Source organism: Streptomyces sp. NPDC056160 (genome assembly GCF_042268205.1).
GTDB lineage: Bacteria > Actinomycetota > Actinomycetes > Streptomycetales > Streptomycetaceae > Streptomyces.
This window is the reverse complement of record NZ_JBHJUW010000036.1, coordinates 20,138-37,706: the sequence shown is the minus strand read 5'-3', so window position 1 is coordinate 37,706 and position 17,569 is coordinate 20,138. Positions and strand designations below refer to the sequence as shown.

Here is a 17,569-nt window from a genome sequence, read left to right as displayed (position 1 = left end):
GCCGGGGGGTGGGTTGGGGGTTGGGGGGCGGGCCCCGGCCCGCCCCGCCGGGGCCCCCGGGGGGGGGGGGGGGCCGCCCCCCGGGGGGGGGGGCGGGGCCCGCGACGGTGAACGCGGCCGTCGAAGGGGACGTCCGGATCGGTCTCGTCATGCGTGGACGTGACCCGCCGTGCCGACGATGTCGTCGGCGGCCACGTCGTTCAGCCGGACGGCGAGGTCCTCCAGGGCCCGGCTGGCGGCCAGCTCGTCGCCGATCTCCGGTACCGGCCGGTCGATCGGATTGCGCCGGGCCGCACCACGGCCCGTGACCGACGAGGTGTCGCGGGTGGTGAGCACGGCGCGTGCCTGCGTCTCGTCGCCGTCCTCGGTGATGTAGATCTGCACGGTCCAACGCTTGGCTTCCATCGTGATCACTCCCGTAGGAAGGTCTCCTCCTGCTTCTCACGGTGCGCGTGCACCGGTGGCCGCCGCCAGAGCCGAACGTCCCGGTCGGACGGCCGGAAGCCCCAGCGCCGGCGGGAGGAGGTGAACGGGATCGGGCAGCGTGGGAGCCGCCCGGAGCAGCGGGCAGACGTCCGAGCCGGTGGCGACACCGCGGCGCGCCGCTTCGGCCGCAGCCTGGCGACCGGCATTCCCGTCACATGATCTCCAGCACCTCGGCAACCGGCCGCCGTGGGGCCGGAGTCCCCTGCGGGCCGTGCCCGGGGTGGAGCACCATGTGCACGTGCTCCATGGCGGACGACCGGTCACCCTCGGTCCACCTGGCTCCGGGCCATTCGAAGGGGTGGAACGCGAGGGACGTGACGAGGCCGTGCTGCGTGCTGAGCAGCAGGACGTGCTCCAGGGCCTGGCCGGCTGTCAGCCAGTCCACGGGCCGGTTGTGGACCGTACCCAGCAGCGCGATGCGCGGCCGGTCGCCGAAGGGGGCACGGCTCCTGCCCGGAAGCACGGGAACGGTGCCGAAGTCACGCTCACGGGAGGGCACCCCGGCCTCCGGGGACGCGCCGCCCTCGACATCGCGGACGAGTTGCAGGATCAGGCGCACATACAGAGCGTCCGGGAACACCAGCCGGGCTCCTTCGCGCAGGGCCACGTCACACAACGCGCCCCGCACGGCGGCCGGCAGCTCGTCGTCTTCGATCGGACGCCGGCTGGTGCTGCGCCGGGCGACCGCCGGGTGGAGCCGGGCGAGGGACTCGTCGCGATGCCCGGTGTCCGTCAGGCGCACCTCCGCGAGCAGTGACCCGTCGCAGTCGTCGGGCAGCAGCCGGACGACGGGGTCCCGGCCTGCTGCGGCCGCCGCCACGCGCAGGTTGAACAAGGCCGCGCCGCAGCCCAGATGGAGGCCGCGTTCCTCGGCGTCGGCCTGGGGGAGGTGGCGGCCGCGGTCGGCGTACAGCCGTACGGTCGCGCTGTCGCGCAGGAACACGAATCTCCAGGGCTGTGCATTGCGCAGGGAGGGCGCCGCGCCCGCCGCCTCCACCAAGGCGCGGACGGCGGTCGTTCCCAGAAGTGTCGTGGTCACCGGATCCTCCCTTCTCGACGTGCGGCGACTGCCGCACGGCCCCCTGTGCCGAGGGCCCCTTCTCGGGTGCCACGCGTGCGTGGCGCAGGTGAACGGGCGGTCACACCTTCAGGCTGCTGGTGCCCGGCCCGAAGTAGTGGGGGCTTGCCGGTTCCCCGCTGACTGGTACGGCCGGGCCGGGCACAGCCCCGGCGAGGGCGGTGCGAAGCTTTGCACGGAACGTGGCCGGGCCGGGGCGGCACCGGCCTTCGCCGCGGAACGTGGTCATCGCGCCCCCTGTAGCGTCTGTGTGTCCGCCTCGGCGAGACGGGCGGTGATCCAGTCACGGGTCAGTTCCGCGACGACGTCCAGCGCGCCCGGTTCGGCGAACAGGTGGGTGGCGTCGGGTACCACCTCGATGCGGTGGTCGCAGTGCATCCAGTCCGCTGCCAGGCGGTTGCAGCCCAGTAGACGTGTGTCCAGTGCGCCGACGACGAGCAGCGTGGGAGCGTCCACCCGGGCGAGCGCGGCGGGCCCGGCCAGTTCGGGGCGGCCGCCGACGCAGACGACGGCGCGTATGTCGTCGTCCGCGGCGGCCGCCGCGAGCGCCGCGCCTGCGCTGGTGTCCGCCGCGCAGTAGCTCACGGGCAGCCCGGTCTCCCGGCGGACCCAGGCCGCGGCGGCGTGCAGGCGCCGTTCCAGCAGGGTGATGTCGAAGACGTTGTGCAGGGTGTGTGCCTCGTCCTCGGTGAGCAGATCGAGCAGCAGGGTGCCGAGCCCCGCCCGGTGCAGAACTGCGGCGACTTGGTCGCTGCACGGGTCGTGGCGTGGCCCGCGCAGCCCACCGCCCCCGGCGGAGGCGAGGATCACCACCGCCCGGGCCGTGGGCCCGAGCGTGAGGACGGCGGGCATCCGCACCTTGCTCGTCGGCACCTCCACCGGCCGGCCGAGCGGTGGGCGCTTCGGCGGGAGTTCGTCCCCCGCAGCGGGGGCCGGCCCTTCGGCCGCGGTGAGCGATGCGGAGATCTCCGCGTCGGTGACCGGGGCGAAGTCCTCGTACCAGGCGCTCACGGAGCCGATGTGGTGCACGGGCTGAGGACAGACGACCTCGTCCGCCACCGTCCGCAGACGCGTCAGGGAATCCTCCTGGGCGACCGGCACGGCCAGGACCACGCGGGTCGCGCCGCGTGCCCGGGCCACCCGGCAGGCGGCCTCGGCGGCCGCGCCGGTGGCCACCGCGTCGTGCACGAGCACGGCGCCGCGCGAGGCCAGGGGGAGCGGCGTACGCTCGTCACGCCAGCGGTGCACCCGCCGTTCCAGTTCGGCGCGCTCGAGCCGCTCCAGGGACTCCTGCTCGGCGGTGCTCAGACCGCTCTCCCGGACGATGTCCGGGTCGACGACGCGGACACCGTGCTCGCCGAGGGCGCCGAACCCCAGTTCGGGCTGCCAGGGCACGCGCAGCTTGCGCACGACGGCCAGGTCGAGCGGGGCGCCGAGGTACCGGGCCACTTCGGATGCCACCCGGACACCGCCGCGGGGAACGCCCAGTACCACGACGTCCGAGTCGCGCAGGTGGTCGAGGTACGGGGCCAGGCGCCGCCCCGCGTCCGCGCGGTTCGCGTAACGCATGTGCCACCTCCTGAGGTCCGGTGACGAAGCGGCGTCGACAGGTCGCCGATCGCCCGGTCGTCGTCAGCCGGTCTTCTGGTCCCACCGCGGGCCGACGGTCTCCCACTCCGCGCCCCACCGGTCGTAGCGGTGCTCGTCGAGGCGCCACCGGGCCAGGGCGGCCGTGCCGTAGACGAGACCCGCGAAGGCGCCGGCGGCCGATGCGCCGAAGAGGACGGCTTCGGTCCGTGCCTCGCCCGCGCCGGGCGGCGCGGTGGTCAGGGCGTTCTGGCCGTCCTGCCAGACGGTGACGGCCGTGCCGACGGGCAGGCCGGCGGCCACCAGGGCCTGTGCGGTGCGGGGGGCGCCGTCGGGAGCGGTCCAGCGGACTTCCGCGGACGCCTGGTAGTTCTCACTCGCGGTCGAGACGGCCGGCCGGGCGTCCGTGAGCAGGACGGCGGTGACGGCATGCCGGTCGGCACGCTGACGGGCGAACTCCTGGTCCGCGGCTCGCGCCGTGACCGTGCCGGTGGTCGCGCCACCGGCCACGATCAACACCCACGTCACCAGGAGGATCCAGGCTTCGACGATGTCGTCGTGGCGCCGCAGGGGATTGCTGCGCCACCGCCACAGCCGCTTCCTCGTCCTGTCGCTCATCGGTCTCCACCGCCTCTCCCTCCCCCTGCGAAGTTGCCAGGGGCAGGGGGTGAGCCGCATGGGCCGGTCAGGCGGCATTCGGGGGGCCGACCGGACTCGCCCTGGGCGAAATGAGGGGGTCCATCAGCCCGGTGTCGCCGAGATCACCGCATCCTGCCCGGACCGTGTCCCGGTCGTCGGTCCCTCGTCGGGTTCCGCAATGATCTGGAAGACGCCGCCCAAGCCGGCGCGCGTGAGGATCCGGCGGAACGACGGGCTGTCGGCGACCAGCCGCAGTCGGCCGTCACGCGCCAGCACACGGTTGCGCACCCTGCACAGCAGCCCGAGTCCCGCACAGTCGATGAAGGACATGGACCGCAGGTCGAGAACGAGGTCGGGCCGGGGAACGGCGGTGAGGGTGTCGAGGTGCGGCGCGAGGGAGAGCCGCGCGGCGAAATCGACGGTGCCGTTCAGTGCCACCACTGTGGCCCCGGTAGCCGTGCTCCTGGGGCGACACCTCGACGGGGCGGCGGGATTCTCGGGCATGAGGAGAGCAAATCCGGCCCGGCTCGTTCCCCGGAAGGGCCCAATGGCCCTTTCGGCAGGGCCGAAGAACCCGCAGCGGCGGCGGCCCGACGGTGTGGACGGGTCTTCACGGGCCCGAAACACCACGGGGGCGAACGGGCCGCAACACCGCCGGGGCCGGGCGAGTGGGAACCGGGGCCGAGCGGCCCGCGGAACGCGCCGAATGGGGCCGGCCCGCCCTCGCGTCATACCACGCCCGGTGCGACGGTGAATGCGGAACGTCTTGCCGCTCGATGTGGCAATCCGAGGAGAAGGCGGCGGTAGGGATGGAGCTGCCCCTGGTGGTGGGTGTGGACGGATCAGGTCCGAGCCTGACGGCGGTCGACTGGGCGGTGGACGAGGCCGCCCGGCACGGCCTGCCGCTGCGACTCGTGTACGCCTCCCGCTGGGAGCGCTACGAGGGCGCTCTCCCCGCGGCGGGCGCGGAGCGGCCTTCGGACCGGGTGATGGCCCAGAACGTGGTCGGCGCGGCCACCGAACGGGCTCAGCGACGCAACCCCGATGTGAAGGTTTCCGCGAACATCCTCCCAGAGGACCCGGTCGCGGCCCTCCTCGGGGCAGACGACAGCGCCTGTGCCCTGGTCACGGGCTCGCGCGGGCGCGGCGAGCTGAAAGGTTTGCTCCTGGGCTCCGTCAGCCTGGCCGTAGCTGCTCGGGCACACTGTCCGGTGGTCGTGGTCCGCGGCGACATCGCAGGTCTGTCGGGCACCCACGGACGGATCCTGCTCGGCGCCGGTGCACCCGCGGCAGGGGGTGAGGCGGTGCGGTTCGCGTTCAGGGAGGCCGAACTGCGCGGCTGCGTCCTCGACGTCGTACGAGCCTGGCGCCGTCCCCTGCACGAGGCGGGTGGATCTCCCCCTGCGCAGGAGGAGACGGGCCACCGCGACGAGGAGGGGGCCGCCGCCCTCCTCGACGATCTGTTGCGCGAGGCGATGACCGACCATCCTGCGGTTCGCGTGCGCGGGGCCACGGTCGAGGGACCGGCACACAGGGTGCTCGTGGCCCGTGCGGCCGCCGCCGATCTGGTGGTCGTGGGGGCGCGGCGCACGGCCGCGCACTTCGGGCTCCAGCTGGGCCGGACGGCCCATGCGCTGCTGCACCACGCGCCGTGCCCGGTCGCGGTGGTACCGCACCGGGTGTGAGGGTCCAGTGGCGATGGTGACCGCCGGGACGTGGGAGTACGACGGTTACGACCCCGAGCAGGAGCGTCTGCGGGAGGCGCTGTGCACCCTCGGCAACGGCTGTTTCGCCACCCGCGGCGCCCTGCCGGAGTGCGACGCGGACGAGGTCCACTACCCGGGCACCTATGTGGCCGGCTGCTACAACCGGCTCGTCTCCCACGTCGCCGGCCGGCAGGTGGAGAACGAGGATCTGGTCAACCTCCCGAACTGGCTGCCGTTGCGGTTCCGCCCGGCCGGCACCTCCTGGCTCACCCCGGACGTGGCGCCCGTGCTCGATCACCGGCAGACCCTCCACCTGGACGCGGGCGTGCTGGAGCGGCGTACCCGTTACGGTCTCGCGGCGGCACGGATGCTGACCGTGCGCCAGCAGCGGATCGTGCACATGGGCGATCCGCACCTGGCGGCCCTGCGGACCGAGTTCACCGCCGAGGGCGGCCCGGTGGAGCTACGGGTGGAGGCGGTGATCGACGGGGGAGTCACCAACGCCGGCGTACCGCGCTACCGGGACCTCGACGGCCGTCACCTCACCCACGTCCACACCGGCACAGCCGTGCCCGGCACGGTGTGGCTGCGCTGCCGGACCCGTACGTCCGACATCCGCGTCGGACTGGCCGCCCGTCTGACCGGCGGCGACGGCGCCACCGTCACCACCCGGCACGAGCACCCCCGCGCGATCCAGCACCTGGCCCTGCGCCTGACGCCCGGCCGCCCCGTGACCGTCGACAAGACCGCCGCCCTGCACACCTCCCACGACCCGGCCATCAGCGATCCGCTGCGCGCCGCGATCGACCGGGTGCTCGCGGCGCCGCACTTCGACGACCTGCTGACCACTCACCGGGCCGCGTGGGACCGGCTCTGGCGCCGGGCCGGCATCGACGTCCCCGGAGAACCGGGCCGCATCCTGCGCCTCCACCTCTTCCACGTGCTGCAGACCCTCTCCCCGCACACCGCCGACCGGGACGTGGGTGTACCGGCCCGCGGCCTGCACGGGGAGGCGTACCGCGGGCACGTCTTCTGGGACGAGTTGTTCGTCCTGCCGTTCCTGAACCTGCACCTGCCCGAGGTGTCGCGCGCCCTGCTGCAGTACCGGCACCGGCGCCTGGGACGGGCCTGCGCGGCGGCGCGCGCGGTCGGCCTGCGCGGGGCGATGTACCCGTGGCAGAGCGGCAGCGACGGCCGGGACGAGACCCAGCGGTTGCACCTCAACCCCCGCTCGGGACGGTGGCTGCCCGACCACTCCCACCTCCAACGGCACGTCGGATCGGCGATCGCCTACAACGTGGTGCAGTACTGCGAGGCCTCCGGGGACACCGACTTCCTGCACACCCAGGGCGCCGAGATGCTGGTGCAGATCGCCCGGTTCTGGGCGGACTCGGCACACTGGGACGCACACCTCGGCCGGCACCGCATCCGAGGGGTGGTGGGACCGGACGAGTACCACGACGCATACCCGGACACCGGGCGGGCCGGACTGGACGACAACACCTACACCAACGTCACCGCCGCCTGGGTGCTCGCCCGCACCCTTCGGACCCTGGCCTCCCTGCCCCAGCCGCGCCGCCGTGAACTGCTGGAGCGGCTGGGCGTGGACGGCGAGGAGTCGGTGCGGTGGGAGGAGGTGTCCCGCACCCTGTACGTGCCCTCCCACGACGGTGTCCTCAGCCAGTTCGCGGGCTACGGCGAGCTGGCGGAACTCGACTGGGCCGGCTACCGCGCCCGCTACGGCGACATCCGCCGCCTGGACCGGATCCTGGAGGCCGAGGGCGACACCGTCAACCGCTACAAGGCGTCCAAGCAGGCGGACGTGCTGATGCTGGGCTACCTGTTCTCACCGTCCGAGCTGCAGGAGCTCTTCGGCCGGTTGGGCCACCGCCTCGACGAGGAGACGTGGCAGCGCTGCGTCGACTACTACCTGGCCCGCACCAGTCACGGGTCCACCCTCAGCGGGCTGGTGCACGGCTGGGTTCTGGCCCGGGCCCGCCGCGCCGAGGCCTGGGCGTTCGTCCAGGAGGCCCTGCGCGGCGACATCGCCGACGTCCAGGGCGGCACCACCGCGGAGGGCGTCCATCTGGGAGCCATGGGCGGCACCCTCGATCTCGTCCAGCGCGGGCTGCCCGGTCTGGAGACCCGCGACGGCGCCATCTGGCTCGACCCCGTGCCGTTGCCGGAGCTGTCGTCCTACGGGTTCCGCCTGCGCTACCGCGGGCACTGGGGCGTACGACTCCGCCTGGAGCACGACCGGCTGGAGATCGCCGTGCCCCCCTCCGACCGCTCACCCATCGAAGTCCGCCTACGAGAGGGGTCCGTCCGCGTCCGGCCGGGCGAGAAGCGCCGCCTGCTCCGCCCCGAGTGAGACCCTTCCACCGCATCGGTCTCGCCGCGGCCGCGGGCGCATCGGCCGCTCGACCTCCTCACGGAGCGACTCTGTTCGGCCCTCGAACCCGCTATCGGCGGCCCCGGGGCGACCGCGGCCATGGGCCGTGCCGTGCGAGAAGGCACTGGAGTCGGCGGGAGAGGTACACCGGCTGCTCACCGAGCGGTTGCTGCCGCATCAACGCACATGCCAGGGCGATCACCGACGCGTCGGCCGGCCGGTCCACACGGCCGGTGGTGAGGACGACGCCCGCCGCCTGCGAGGAGGCGGTGGAACCCGCGCACTCGTCGGCACCCCGACGTCCGCGGCGGGTCCACGAGCGGCGAGAGGACCCCCGGCGGCCAGGGCGGCGGCCGTGACGGCCAGCAGGACGGGTTCGAGCCTTGCTTACGTGGCGCCGCGGCGGGCCTGCGGGGGTGCCGCCGTAGTTGCCCCTCCACAATGGTCATGGAGGACGGCCGTCAGTAGAGGGAGACCTCAGTCGACTACAGGAAGCGCTTCGTCCGGCCGGGCGAGGCGGTGCCGGGAAGAAGCACAGGATGAAGCGCTCCGTCGTAGCCGGGATCGACAGCTCCGGAGAAAGTCTCGTCGCAGCCGAGTGGGCCGCAAGGCAGGCAGCTTCGCTCGGCCTCGAACTTCGTCTTGTGCACGCCGCGCTTCCCCTTGCCGGTGATCCCGCTTATGAACCCGTTGCCTTCTCATGGCAGCGGACAGGCGAGGAATTGCTGCAACGTGCGAAGACATGCCTGACCAGTCGCTACCCCCGCGTGGCGGTGCACGGCGCGCAGGTCGCCGATACAGCCGCGAACGCGTTGCTCGCGGCCTCCGAGACGTCCGAGCTCCTAGTCGTCGGGGCTCGGGGAGACGGCGGCTTCGACGGCCTGGTCGTGGGATCGACGGCGCTGGCGGTGGCGGGCACCGCGTCCTGTGCGGTGGCGGTCGTGCCCCCGCCCCGGGCCGCGGCAGCGCACGAGGCCGAGGTGGCCGTGGGCGTAAGCGTGCGACAGCCGGCCGATCCACCCCTGGAGTTCGCGTTCGGCGCCGCCCGGCTGCGCGGGGCCCGCTTGCGGGCCGTGCACGCTTGGGAGCTGCCCGGCCATGCCTCGTGGACGGCGGCCGCAGTGCCCGAAGAAGACCGGGCGGCATGGGAGGACCACGAGGTCCAACAACTGTCCGACGTGCTCCGGAGCCGGCAGGACAGGTACCCGGCAGTCCCGGTCTTTCCCGATGTCGTACTCCTCCACCCGGCCTACGCCCTGATGCACTCCTCGCACCGGGCCGACCTGCTGGTCCTGGGCCGGCACTCCAGCCCGCGCCCGGCCGAGCGGCGGCTGGGCCCCGTGGCCCACGCCGTCCTGCACCATTCCCGCTGCCCCGTGGTCATCGTCCCGCACACGTGACACCCGCAAAGCGGTTTCAGGTGCCGAAGAAGACGTCGAACTCCGTGTACAGATCCTGGGGAACCCGCTTGGTCGCCTTCGTCGCGTCGGCAAGAGGGATACGTGTGATGTCAGTGCCGCGCAGGGCTGTCATCGTGCCGAAATCACCTTCCCTGACCGCGTCCACGGCGTGCAGCCCGAAACGTGTCGCGAGCCACCGGTCAAACGCGCTCGGCGTGCCCCCACGCTGGACGTGACCGAGAACCGTCGTGCGGGCCTCCTTCTCGGTGCGGTGCTCGACCTGCCGGGCCAGCCAGTCACCGATCCCGGAGAGGCGCACGTGCCCGAATTCGTCGCGCGACTCGTCCTTGACAACCATCTGTCCGGCCTTGGGCACGGCTCCCTCCGCCACGACGACGATCGGCGCGTAGTTGATCTCGAAGCGCTTCTCCACCCAGGCACACACCTGATCGAGATCGAACTCCACTTCCGGGATGAGGATGGCACTCGCACCCCCAGCGACACCGGCGTGCAGAGCGATCCAGCCGGAGTGGCGTCCCATCACTTCGACGACCAGTGTGCGCTTGTGGGACTCTGCGGTGGTGTGCAGACGGTCGATGGCTTCGGTCGCGATGCCGACGGCGGTGTTGAAGCCGAAGGTGTAGTCGGTGCCGCCCACGTCGTTGTCGATGGTCTTGGGCACGCCGACCAGGTTGACTCCCGCGTCGGACAGGACGGTCGCGACGCTGAGGGTGTCCTCGCCGCCGATGACGACCAGGGCGTCGATCCTGTGCGCGCTGAGGGTGCCCTTGACGCGGTCGATGCCGTCATCCAGCCGCAAGGGGTTGGTGCGGGAGGAACCGAGGATCGTGCCGCCGAGCGGGAGGATCCCGCGCACGGCCGGTACGTCCAAGGGCATCGTCACGTCCCTGACCGCCCCAGCCCATCCGTCCGCGATCCCCACGAACGTCCAGGCGTGCTCCTGCGTGCCTTTGCGCACGACACTGCGGATCACCGCATTGAGACCGGGACAGTCGCCACCCCCGGTCAGCACACCCACCCGCATGATCGTTCTCCCTTGCCTCAGCGCGTCGCAGCACAGCGGCGTGACACGGTTTCCGACCCCAGGCGTCACCGGCCTGGCCTTGACGGGACCAGTGCCCGTACGGAGACCCCTCTCCAGCTTGAACCCGACCGGGACGGAGCGCACGGTGTGCCCCTTCTCCCCGGCCCTCGACGATGCGGTGCCTCGTCGATACCCGGGACGGATTCCACCGAAGTCCGGCCGGTGCCTCCCGGGGGCGGCGGTCGGACGCCCACGACGATGGCCGCTCGCCGCCGTCGAGCCGCTGCTACGTGCGGCAGGTGGTCGAGAGCATCAGGGACCGGGACGGTCGGAGTCGGTGCAGGACCGTTCGGCCCTGTTGCCGTACGCCTCGAACGCGCACGATGACCTTGTGGTCCTGCCGGTGCCCGGCGGCCCTTGCGCCCTGCCGATGGGGCGCGACGCCCGGCACGCCGGGAGCACGCGCCGAAGGCCGCTCGCCTCTCCCGCGGAGATCCAGCAGAAGAACCCTGGTGGGCCACGCGGACAGCTGGGAGGTGGTGGTCCCCGTGAGCGCGGTTCCCCGATGCCCGTCACCGAGCCCGCTCATGGCTTGGGCGCACGGACCGGGCAGACGCGAACGCCCACGTGGTGGCACGGGCGAGTGATGGAGACCGGAATGCGAACCCTGTCCTCTGCGTCCTACGACGGTCGGATGCTGGCCTGGCTGCTGCCCTTTTGGACGAAGCTCCCTGGCACCAGTCGTATGGGGGTGGCCGCTGTCGTGCTGACGGTCGCCTTCGTCTCCCTGATCGTGGGCACGAGGGTGCGACAGGCTGTCCGGTCGGTCAGGCCGCGGTCGCAAGCTCGGACCGCCGTCCCCGTGGACACGTCCTGGTTCGCTGCGCACACCCTGGACGGCTTCCCCGAGGAGGCGGCACGCGCCGCCCTGAATCCGGCGAACGCGCCCTCCCGCGATCGGCTCTACGCGGCCTGGGTCCTGGCCACCCACACCTACGGGGCAAGCGCCGAATGGCTCGAGAAGAACCTGGCCATGCCGCCTGACGCCGCACACCTCATCGTCGAGGCGGCCGAGGGCCGACGTTGGGAACTGGCGGAACGGGAGAGCCGTGAAGGGAACGGCCGGGTGCCGGCCCGGCTCGGTGAAGACCGGCGGTGACCGAAGCCGCCATGAGCATCGCGAGCCGACCCCACGTCGTCTTTCCTGCCTCGGCGAATCCCTTGATTCGACGCGGGCGATCGCGTGTGTCGTATGCCGTCGCCGGTGTCAGCATGCACGGTCGGGCCGTGTCCGGGACTACGTCGCGGGACCGGGTGGCGGTTCAGCCGACTGCCTCGACGGCGTGGCCGAAGTGCACAACCGTCTTGCGGGCACTTTGCGCGGTCCGGCGTGGTTGTTCCGGTCCCTGTCCGGTGGTGCGGCCGCGGACGGGCAACGCTCCTGCCGGGCGGACACAGGACGCTCGGACTGCCTTTGGGCCGTTCGGCCCCTGCTGGGCCGGAACCGGTCGTAGGACGGTGAGAGGGGCGGTGGGACGCGGACCGCCGGTGCCCGTCCGTACCAGCAACAGGAGGTTCCGCACCTGCAACAGGAGGTGGAGACCATGCCGCGCGCCGACACGACGGGCCTTGACGGTTCGCCTCAGGTCGCGAGGAAGCACGCAATCGGCTGCGCGCTCCGCACGAGGGCATGGCCCGGTTCGCCTTCGCACTCATGCGCCGCACCACATCGCGGCACATGGTGCGGCTGGTACCCGCCCCCCTGCTTCGGACGCCCCCGGTTCGAGGACGCCGAACTGCGCGAGGCGTCGGTGGCGGGGGAGCCCGCCGCGGTGACCGGCATGTCGCGCCCTTACCGGCAGAAGTCCGGCCCGGACGTCGAGGCGGCCGAGGACGTGCGCTGCGCCTGCGCCGCCCGGCTTCTGCCGGTCGTCCCTCGTGGACGGCCCGACCGGTCGTCGCGCACCGCAGGCGCAGGCTGTTCGGCACCCGCACAGGGCGGTGTACCGCCCAGGCCGAGTTGCACCACGCACCCGTCCCCGTCGCGGTCGTCGCACACTGCTGAACGCCGGCTCCCCGTCCGATCCGAGGTGCCCACGTCATGAACGCATCACTGGCGGGGGGCGACCCGGACGACGGGGCGGCAAGGACGACGGTCCTGCCACTGGTCGTCGGTGTGGACGGCTCCGCACCCAGCCTGCGGGCCGTCGACTGGGCGGCCGACGAGGCCGTCCTGCGCAGGTTGCCGCTGCGCCTGGTGTACGCCCCCCTGTGGGAGCGCTACGAGGGCGCTCAGCTCGCGGGAGAGCCGAGCAGCCCGGACGCCGAGGAACTCGTCGAACTGATCGTCCGGGCTGCCGCGCGCCGCGCCCGCCATCGTCAGGCCGACCTGTCGATCAGCACGGCAACCCTCCCCGAATCACCGGAGTACGCACTTGTGAGCGAGAGCGAGAACGCCTCGGCCCTGGTCGTGGGCAGCCGGGGGCGGGGGAATGTCCCTGACATCCTTCTCGGATCGGTCAGCTTGTGGGTGGCAGCGCACGCCGACTGCCCTGTGATCGTGGTCCGTGGCAGTCATGACGAACAGGCTCGCGTTCCGGTGCACGGCCGCGTCGTCGTCGGCGTCGGGGGCGCGGCCGCTTCCGCGGCGGTGGAATTCGCCGCGGACGAGGCCGGGCGGCGCGGGGCCGTGCTGGAGGCGGTCCGGGCCTGGCGGCGCCCTGCGCACGAGACGATCGACCACGCTCTGATCACCAGGGTCTCCGCGCACGGGTACGAGCCACAGCATGGGTACGAGCAACAGGCCGCCGAAGCTCTGGAGGCGGCGCTGCTGGACATCCCTGCGGACGTGAAGGTGCAGCGCCGCCTGGTGGAGGGGCCGGCCCGGCGCGTGCTTCTGGACGCGGCGTGCGAGGCCGACCTGCTGGTCGTCGGAGCCTGCCGTCGTGCGGGGCACTTCGGGCTCCAGCTCGGCCGGGTCGCCCACACCGTCCTGCACCACTCGCCCTGCCCGGTCGCTGTGGTGCCGGTCGTGGTCGCCGATGACGGGCACGGACCCGCTTCGATGAAGAGGGAACGTCACGGTGCCCGGGGCGGCTGACGCGGACGATCATTGCCACGCCACGCCGACACCACCGACTCGATGGAACTCCAGGGTTCTCAGGGCGGCCACCGCCCTTGCCGAAAGACGGGACGCGACGCAACGAATCACAGGACGCCAGGACGGGGGGGCGTCGTCGCGCTGCTGCCGGAGCCGGCCACGGTGTCGTCACCCCCGGGCGCCGCGCCTCCCTCGCCCTCCGCGCCGAAGCGAGGCCTGCGTGCCACCGGCACCGGATCGAAGGGACCGTGTCATCGGCACCACCGTGGCACCGGCGCCGAGGCGAGCCACCGCTGCCTTCGGCCGATCGGCCCTGTGGACACGATCGGCCCGTGCGGGCACCCGACCGATCGGCGGAGGATGGGACACACGGACCGGAACCCGCGACCCGCCCGGCCTCTGCACCGACACGGAAAGGAACCCCGATGTCCGTCGACACGCGGCAGGCGCACCCCCCTCTGGCGGAGGACGAGCTGAGGTCACTGGACGCCCACTGGCGTGCCGCGAACTACCTCTCCGTCGGCCAGATCTACCTCCTGGCCAACCCGCTGCTGGCCGAACCGCTGCGCCCGGAGCACCTCAAACCGCGGCTGCTCGGCCACTGGGGCACCTCACCCGGCCTCAACCTCGTCCACACCCACCTCAACCGCCTCATCCGCCGGCGGGACCTGGACGCGTTGTGCATCTGGGGTCCCGGACACGGCGGACCCGCCGTGCTGGCCAACTCCTGGCTGGAGGGCACGTACACGCAGACGTATCCGGATGTCACCCGGGACGCGGACGGCATGGCGCGGCTGTTCCGGCAGTTCTCCTTTCCCGGCGGAGTGCCCAGCCACGTCGCACCCGAGACACCGGGCTCGATCCACGAGGGCGGCGAACTGGGCTACTCCCTCTCGCACGCCTATGGCGCCGCCCTCGACAACCCCGGACTGCTGGTGGTGTGCGTGATCGGCGACGGGGAGGCGGAGACCGGGCCGCTGGCCGCTTCCTGGCACTCGAACAAGTTCCTCGACCCGGTCGGTGACGGAGCGGTGCTGCCGATCCTCCACCTCAACGGCTACAAGATCGCCAACCCCACGGTGCTCGCCCGGCTGCCCGAGGCCGAGCTCGACGACCTCCTCAGGGGCTACGGCCACGACCCCATCCACGTCACCGGCGATGAACCCGTCGCCGTCCACCAGGCCCTGGCCGCCGCACTGGACACCGCCGCCGACCGGATCACCGCCATCCAGCGCGCCGCCCGCGAGGAGGGCGCCACCGAGCGGCCCCGCTGGCCGATGATCGTCCTGTGCACCCCCAAGGGCTGGACCGGGCCCGCCGAGGTCGACGGCCTGCCCGTGGAGGGCACCTGGCGCTCCCACCAGGTCCCGCTGGCCGCCGTGCGGGACGACCCTGATCATCTGCGGCAGCTGGAGGAGTGGCTGCGCTCGTACCGCCCGCAGGAACTGTTCGACGAGCACGGCAGGCCCCGCGCGGACGTGATCGCCTGCAACCCGGCAGGCGCCCGGCGACTCGGAGCCACTCCGAACGCGAACGGCGGACTGCTCCTGCGCGAGCTGCCCCTGCCGCCGCTGGAGAAACATGCCGTCCAGGTCGACAAGCCCGGCGCGACGGTGCACGAACCCACCCGCGTCCTCGCTGACCTGCTCCAGGACGTCATGGCCGCGACCGCCGACCGCCGCGACTTCCGTCTCGTCGGTCCCGACGAGACGGCCTCCAACCGCCTCCAGGCCGTCTACGAGGCCAGCGGCAAAGCATGGCAGGCACGGACGCTGGACGTGGACGAACACCTCGACCGGCACGGCCGGGTCATGGAGATCCTGTCCGAACACACCTGCCAGGGCTGGCTGGAGGGCTATCTGCTCACCGGCCGACACGGACTGTTCTCCTGCTACGAGGCGTTCGTGCACATCGTCGACTCGATGGTCAACCAGCACATCAAGTGGCTGCGCACCACCCGCCGCCTGCCCTGGCGCGCTCCCATCGCCTCCCTCAACTACCTGCTGACCTCACACGTGTGGCGTCAGGACCACAACGGTTTCTCCCACCAGGACCCGGGCTTCGTCGACCACATCCTCAACAAGAGTCCGGAGGCGGTACGGGTCTACTTCCCGCCGGACGCCAACACCCTGCTGTCGGTGGCCGACCACGCCCTGCGCAGCCGCGACTACGTCAACGTGATCGTCGCCGGCAAGCAGCCCTGCTTCGACTGGCTGCCCATGGACCAGGCCAAGGTGCACTGCGCCCGCGGAGCCGGGGTCTGGGACTGGGCAGGCACCGAGGACGGCACCCGGGAACCCGACGTCGTTCTGGCCTGCGCGGGTGACGTACCCACCCAAGAGGTGCTGGCCGCAGCACAGTTGCTCCGCCACCACCTGCCCGAGCTTGCCGTGCGCGTGGTCAACGTCGTGGACATCGCCCGGCTGCTGCCCAGCGAGGAACACCCGCACGGCATGAGCGACTTCGAGTACGACGGCCTGTTCACCGCGGACAAGCCGGTGATCTTCGCCTACCACGGCTACCCCTGGCTGATCCACCGCCTGGCCTACCGCCGCACCGGCCACCGGCACCTGCACGTGCGCGGCTACAAGGAGGTCGGCACCACCACCACCCCGTTCGACATGGTGGTCGGCAACGACCTGGACCGCTACCGCCTCGTCATGGACGTCATCGACCGCGTCCCCGGTCTCGCCGTGCGTGCCGCCGCCGTACGCCAGCGCATGCAGGACGCACGGCTGCGCCACCACGCCTGGATCCGCGAGCACGGCGTCGACCTGCCGGAGGTCACGGAGTGGACTTGGGACACCTGACCGGACCTGACGGGGCACACCGGGAGCGGCGGTGAAGGCGAGGAGAGGATTGCGCTTCCTCGCCTTCACCGCCCTCTCCTGCAGCAACGTCCGCGGTCGCAGACGCACCGAACGCGACGGCTTCCTCCTTGCAGCACCTTTCAGTGTGATCTGCCGGGCAGCGGCGTGTGCCCGGCCGGGAGTGTCCCCGCACCGGTACCGCGACAAGAGGGCAAAGCGTCCACTGCGGCCCGGTCGGACCTGGTGATGGCGGTCACGGTCGCTCCCGGACGCACGTCGAGGCCCGCCGGCGAGGGCCCGGGGAAGCACTTCGTAGCCAGCCGGGAAAATCACCTCGTCACCCTCGATGATGCCCTCGTCGAGGCCGTGGGAGGCGACCTGTTCGATCTCTGCGCCGCATTGCTCCTCCGTGAGGGGTTCGACCGAACCGACCTGAGCCTGCCCGGCCGTCAGGACGACCTGGTCCGTGCGGTCGCCGCCGCCAACCCGAAGACGGTGGTGTTCGTGAACGCCGGCTCCCCGGTGGAGTTGCCCTGGCGTGACGAGGTCGCCGCCGTGCCGCTCGGCTGGTTCCCCGGTCAGGAGGGCGCCGCCGCCCTCGCCGATGTCCTCACCGGCGCACACGAGCCCGGCGGCCGCCTTCCCGCCACCTGGGGTCCCCTCATCGAGACCCCGGTCACCCAGGTGACATTGGTCGACGGTGAACTGGCCTATGAAGAGGACGTGTTCATCGGCTACCGCGCCTGGGACAAGTCCGGCCGCACCCCCTCCCACCCCTTCGGGCACGGTCTCGGCTACACCCACTGGACGTGCGAGTCCGTCGTGGTGCACGGCGACGTCGCCAAGGTCCGCGTCCACAACAGCGGCGACCGCCCCGGCCGGGAGGTCGTGCAGATCTGTCTGTCCCCGGTGGAGCATGACGCCGGCCGCCCCCAGCGGTGGCTCGCCGGCTTCGCGGCGGTGGAGGCGGGACCGGGGGAGACCGTGGAGGCCGTCATCGACATTCCCCGCCGCGCGTTCGAGATCTGGGACGAGGCGGCCGACTCGTGGGCCTTCGTGAAGGGGGCGTGCGACATCCAGGTCGGCTCCTCGATCGCCGACCGCCGCATCACCGTGACGATCGAGGTCTGAACCCACGCGAGACCCCCACGAGCCCCGGCCCGGAACCTGACCCCCGGCCCGGAGCTCGTGGGCTGCCCGGAGAGGGGGGGCGTAGCTGCGAACGCTTCTCAGAGCGCCGGGGGCCTCGTCCCTGCCCCTCGCGGTCAAGAGCCTCCTGGGCCGTGCCGAAGGATCTCCGGCTCGCCCGGGCACCACCGCGTCCAG

12 protein-coding genes and 1 pseudogene are annotated in these 17,569 nt (G+C 72.3%); 7 read left to right on the top strand and 6 right to left on the bottom strand.

The genetic code is table 11. The features are described from left to right. Positions 1 to 147 precede the first annotated feature (147 nt). From ACFC02_RS15975 to ACFC02_RS15955, 5 genes are all read right to left on the bottom strand, one after another. Positions 148 to 405: a DUF1876 domain-containing protein gene (locus ACFC02_RS15975; RefSeq protein ID WP_376356916.1), complete on the bottom strand. Its 258-nt coding sequence runs from the start codon at positions 403 to 405 to the stop codon at positions 148 to 150. A 232-nt stretch (positions 406 to 637) separates the two neighbouring features. Further along, positions 638 to 1,525, bottom strand: coding sequence for a nitroreductase (locus ACFC02_RS15970; protein WP_376356914.1), 888 nt, complete (start codon positions 1,523 to 1,525; stop codon positions 638 to 640). A gap of 264 nt (positions 1,526 to 1,789) precedes the next feature. Continuing rightward, positions 1,790 to 3,133, bottom strand: a complete 1,344-nt coding sequence (locus ACFC02_RS15965) for a phosphoribosyltransferase family protein (RefSeq protein ID WP_376356912.1) — start codon at positions 3,131 to 3,133, stop codon at positions 1,790 to 1,792. Positions 3,134 to 3,196: 63 nt separating this feature from the next. Further along, positions 3,197 to 3,769: a hypothetical protein gene (locus ACFC02_RS15960; RefSeq protein WP_376356910.1), complete on the bottom strand. Its 573-nt coding sequence runs from the start codon at positions 3,767 to 3,769 to the stop codon at positions 3,197 to 3,199. 123 nt (positions 3,770 to 3,892) lie between these two features. Beyond that, positions 3,893 to 4,231 (bottom strand): STAS domain-containing protein, encoded by a 339-nt coding sequence (locus ACFC02_RS15955; protein WP_376356908.1) that lies wholly within the window; start codon positions 4,229 to 4,231, stop codon positions 3,893 to 3,895. Between the two features lie 368 nt (positions 4,232 to 4,599). Between ACFC02_RS15955 and ACFC02_RS15950 the strand changes: the two genes are divergently transcribed. From ACFC02_RS15950 to ACFC02_RS15940, 3 genes are all read left to right on the top strand, one after another. Continuing rightward, on the top strand, positions 4,600 to 5,475 hold the full coding sequence (locus ACFC02_RS15950) for a universal stress protein (protein WP_376356906.1): 876 nt from the start codon (positions 4,600 to 4,602) through the stop codon (positions 5,473 to 5,475). Between the two features lie 13 nt (positions 5,476 to 5,488). Beyond that, positions 5,489 to 7,867, top strand: coding sequence for a glycoside hydrolase family 65 protein (locus ACFC02_RS15945; RefSeq protein WP_376356972.1), 2,379 nt, complete (start codon positions 5,489 to 5,491; stop codon positions 7,865 to 7,867). A gap of 560 nt (positions 7,868 to 8,427) precedes the next feature. Further along, on the top strand, positions 8,428 to 9,288 hold the full coding sequence (locus tag ACFC02_RS15940) for a universal stress protein (RefSeq protein WP_376356904.1): 861 nt from the start codon (positions 8,428 to 8,430) through the stop codon (positions 9,286 to 9,288). Positions 9,289 to 9,304: 16 nt separating this feature from the next. On the opposite strand, the gene ACFC02_RS15935 is transcribed toward ACFC02_RS15940, so the two are convergent. Continuing rightward, positions 9,305 to 10,333, bottom strand: coding sequence for a 6-phosphofructokinase (locus ACFC02_RS15935; protein WP_376356902.1), 1,029 nt, complete (start codon positions 10,331 to 10,333; stop codon positions 9,305 to 9,307). A 658-nt stretch (positions 10,334 to 10,991) separates the two neighbouring features. Here ACFC02_RS15935 and ACFC02_RS15930 point away from each other — a divergent pair. The 4 genes and pseudogenes from ACFC02_RS15930 to ACFC02_RS15915 form a co-directional block, all read left to right on the top strand. Next, positions 10,992 to 11,492 (top strand): hypothetical protein, encoded by a 501-nt coding sequence (locus tag ACFC02_RS15930; protein ID WP_376356900.1) that lies wholly within the window; start codon positions 10,992 to 10,994, stop codon positions 11,490 to 11,492. A 942-nt stretch (positions 11,493 to 12,434) separates the two neighbouring features. Continuing rightward, positions 12,435 to 13,433 (top strand): universal stress protein, encoded by a 999-nt coding sequence (locus tag ACFC02_RS15925; RefSeq protein WP_376356898.1) that lies wholly within the window; start codon positions 12,435 to 12,437, stop codon positions 13,431 to 13,433. A gap of 425 nt (positions 13,434 to 13,858) precedes the next feature. After that, the gene (locus tag ACFC02_RS15920) at positions 13,859 to 16,243 is read left to right on the top strand and encodes a phosphoketolase (RefSeq protein ID WP_376356896.1); all 2,385 of its coding nucleotides are present in this window, start codon (positions 13,859 to 13,861) and stop codon (positions 16,241 to 16,243) included. 345 nt (positions 16,244 to 16,588) lie between these two features. Continuing rightward, positions 16,589 to 17,374 (top strand): annotated as a pseudogene (locus ACFC02_RS15915) (glycoside hydrolase family 3 C-terminal domain-containing protein); the annotation flags it as partial. Between the last annotated feature and the right edge of the window lie 195 nt (positions 17,375 to 17,569).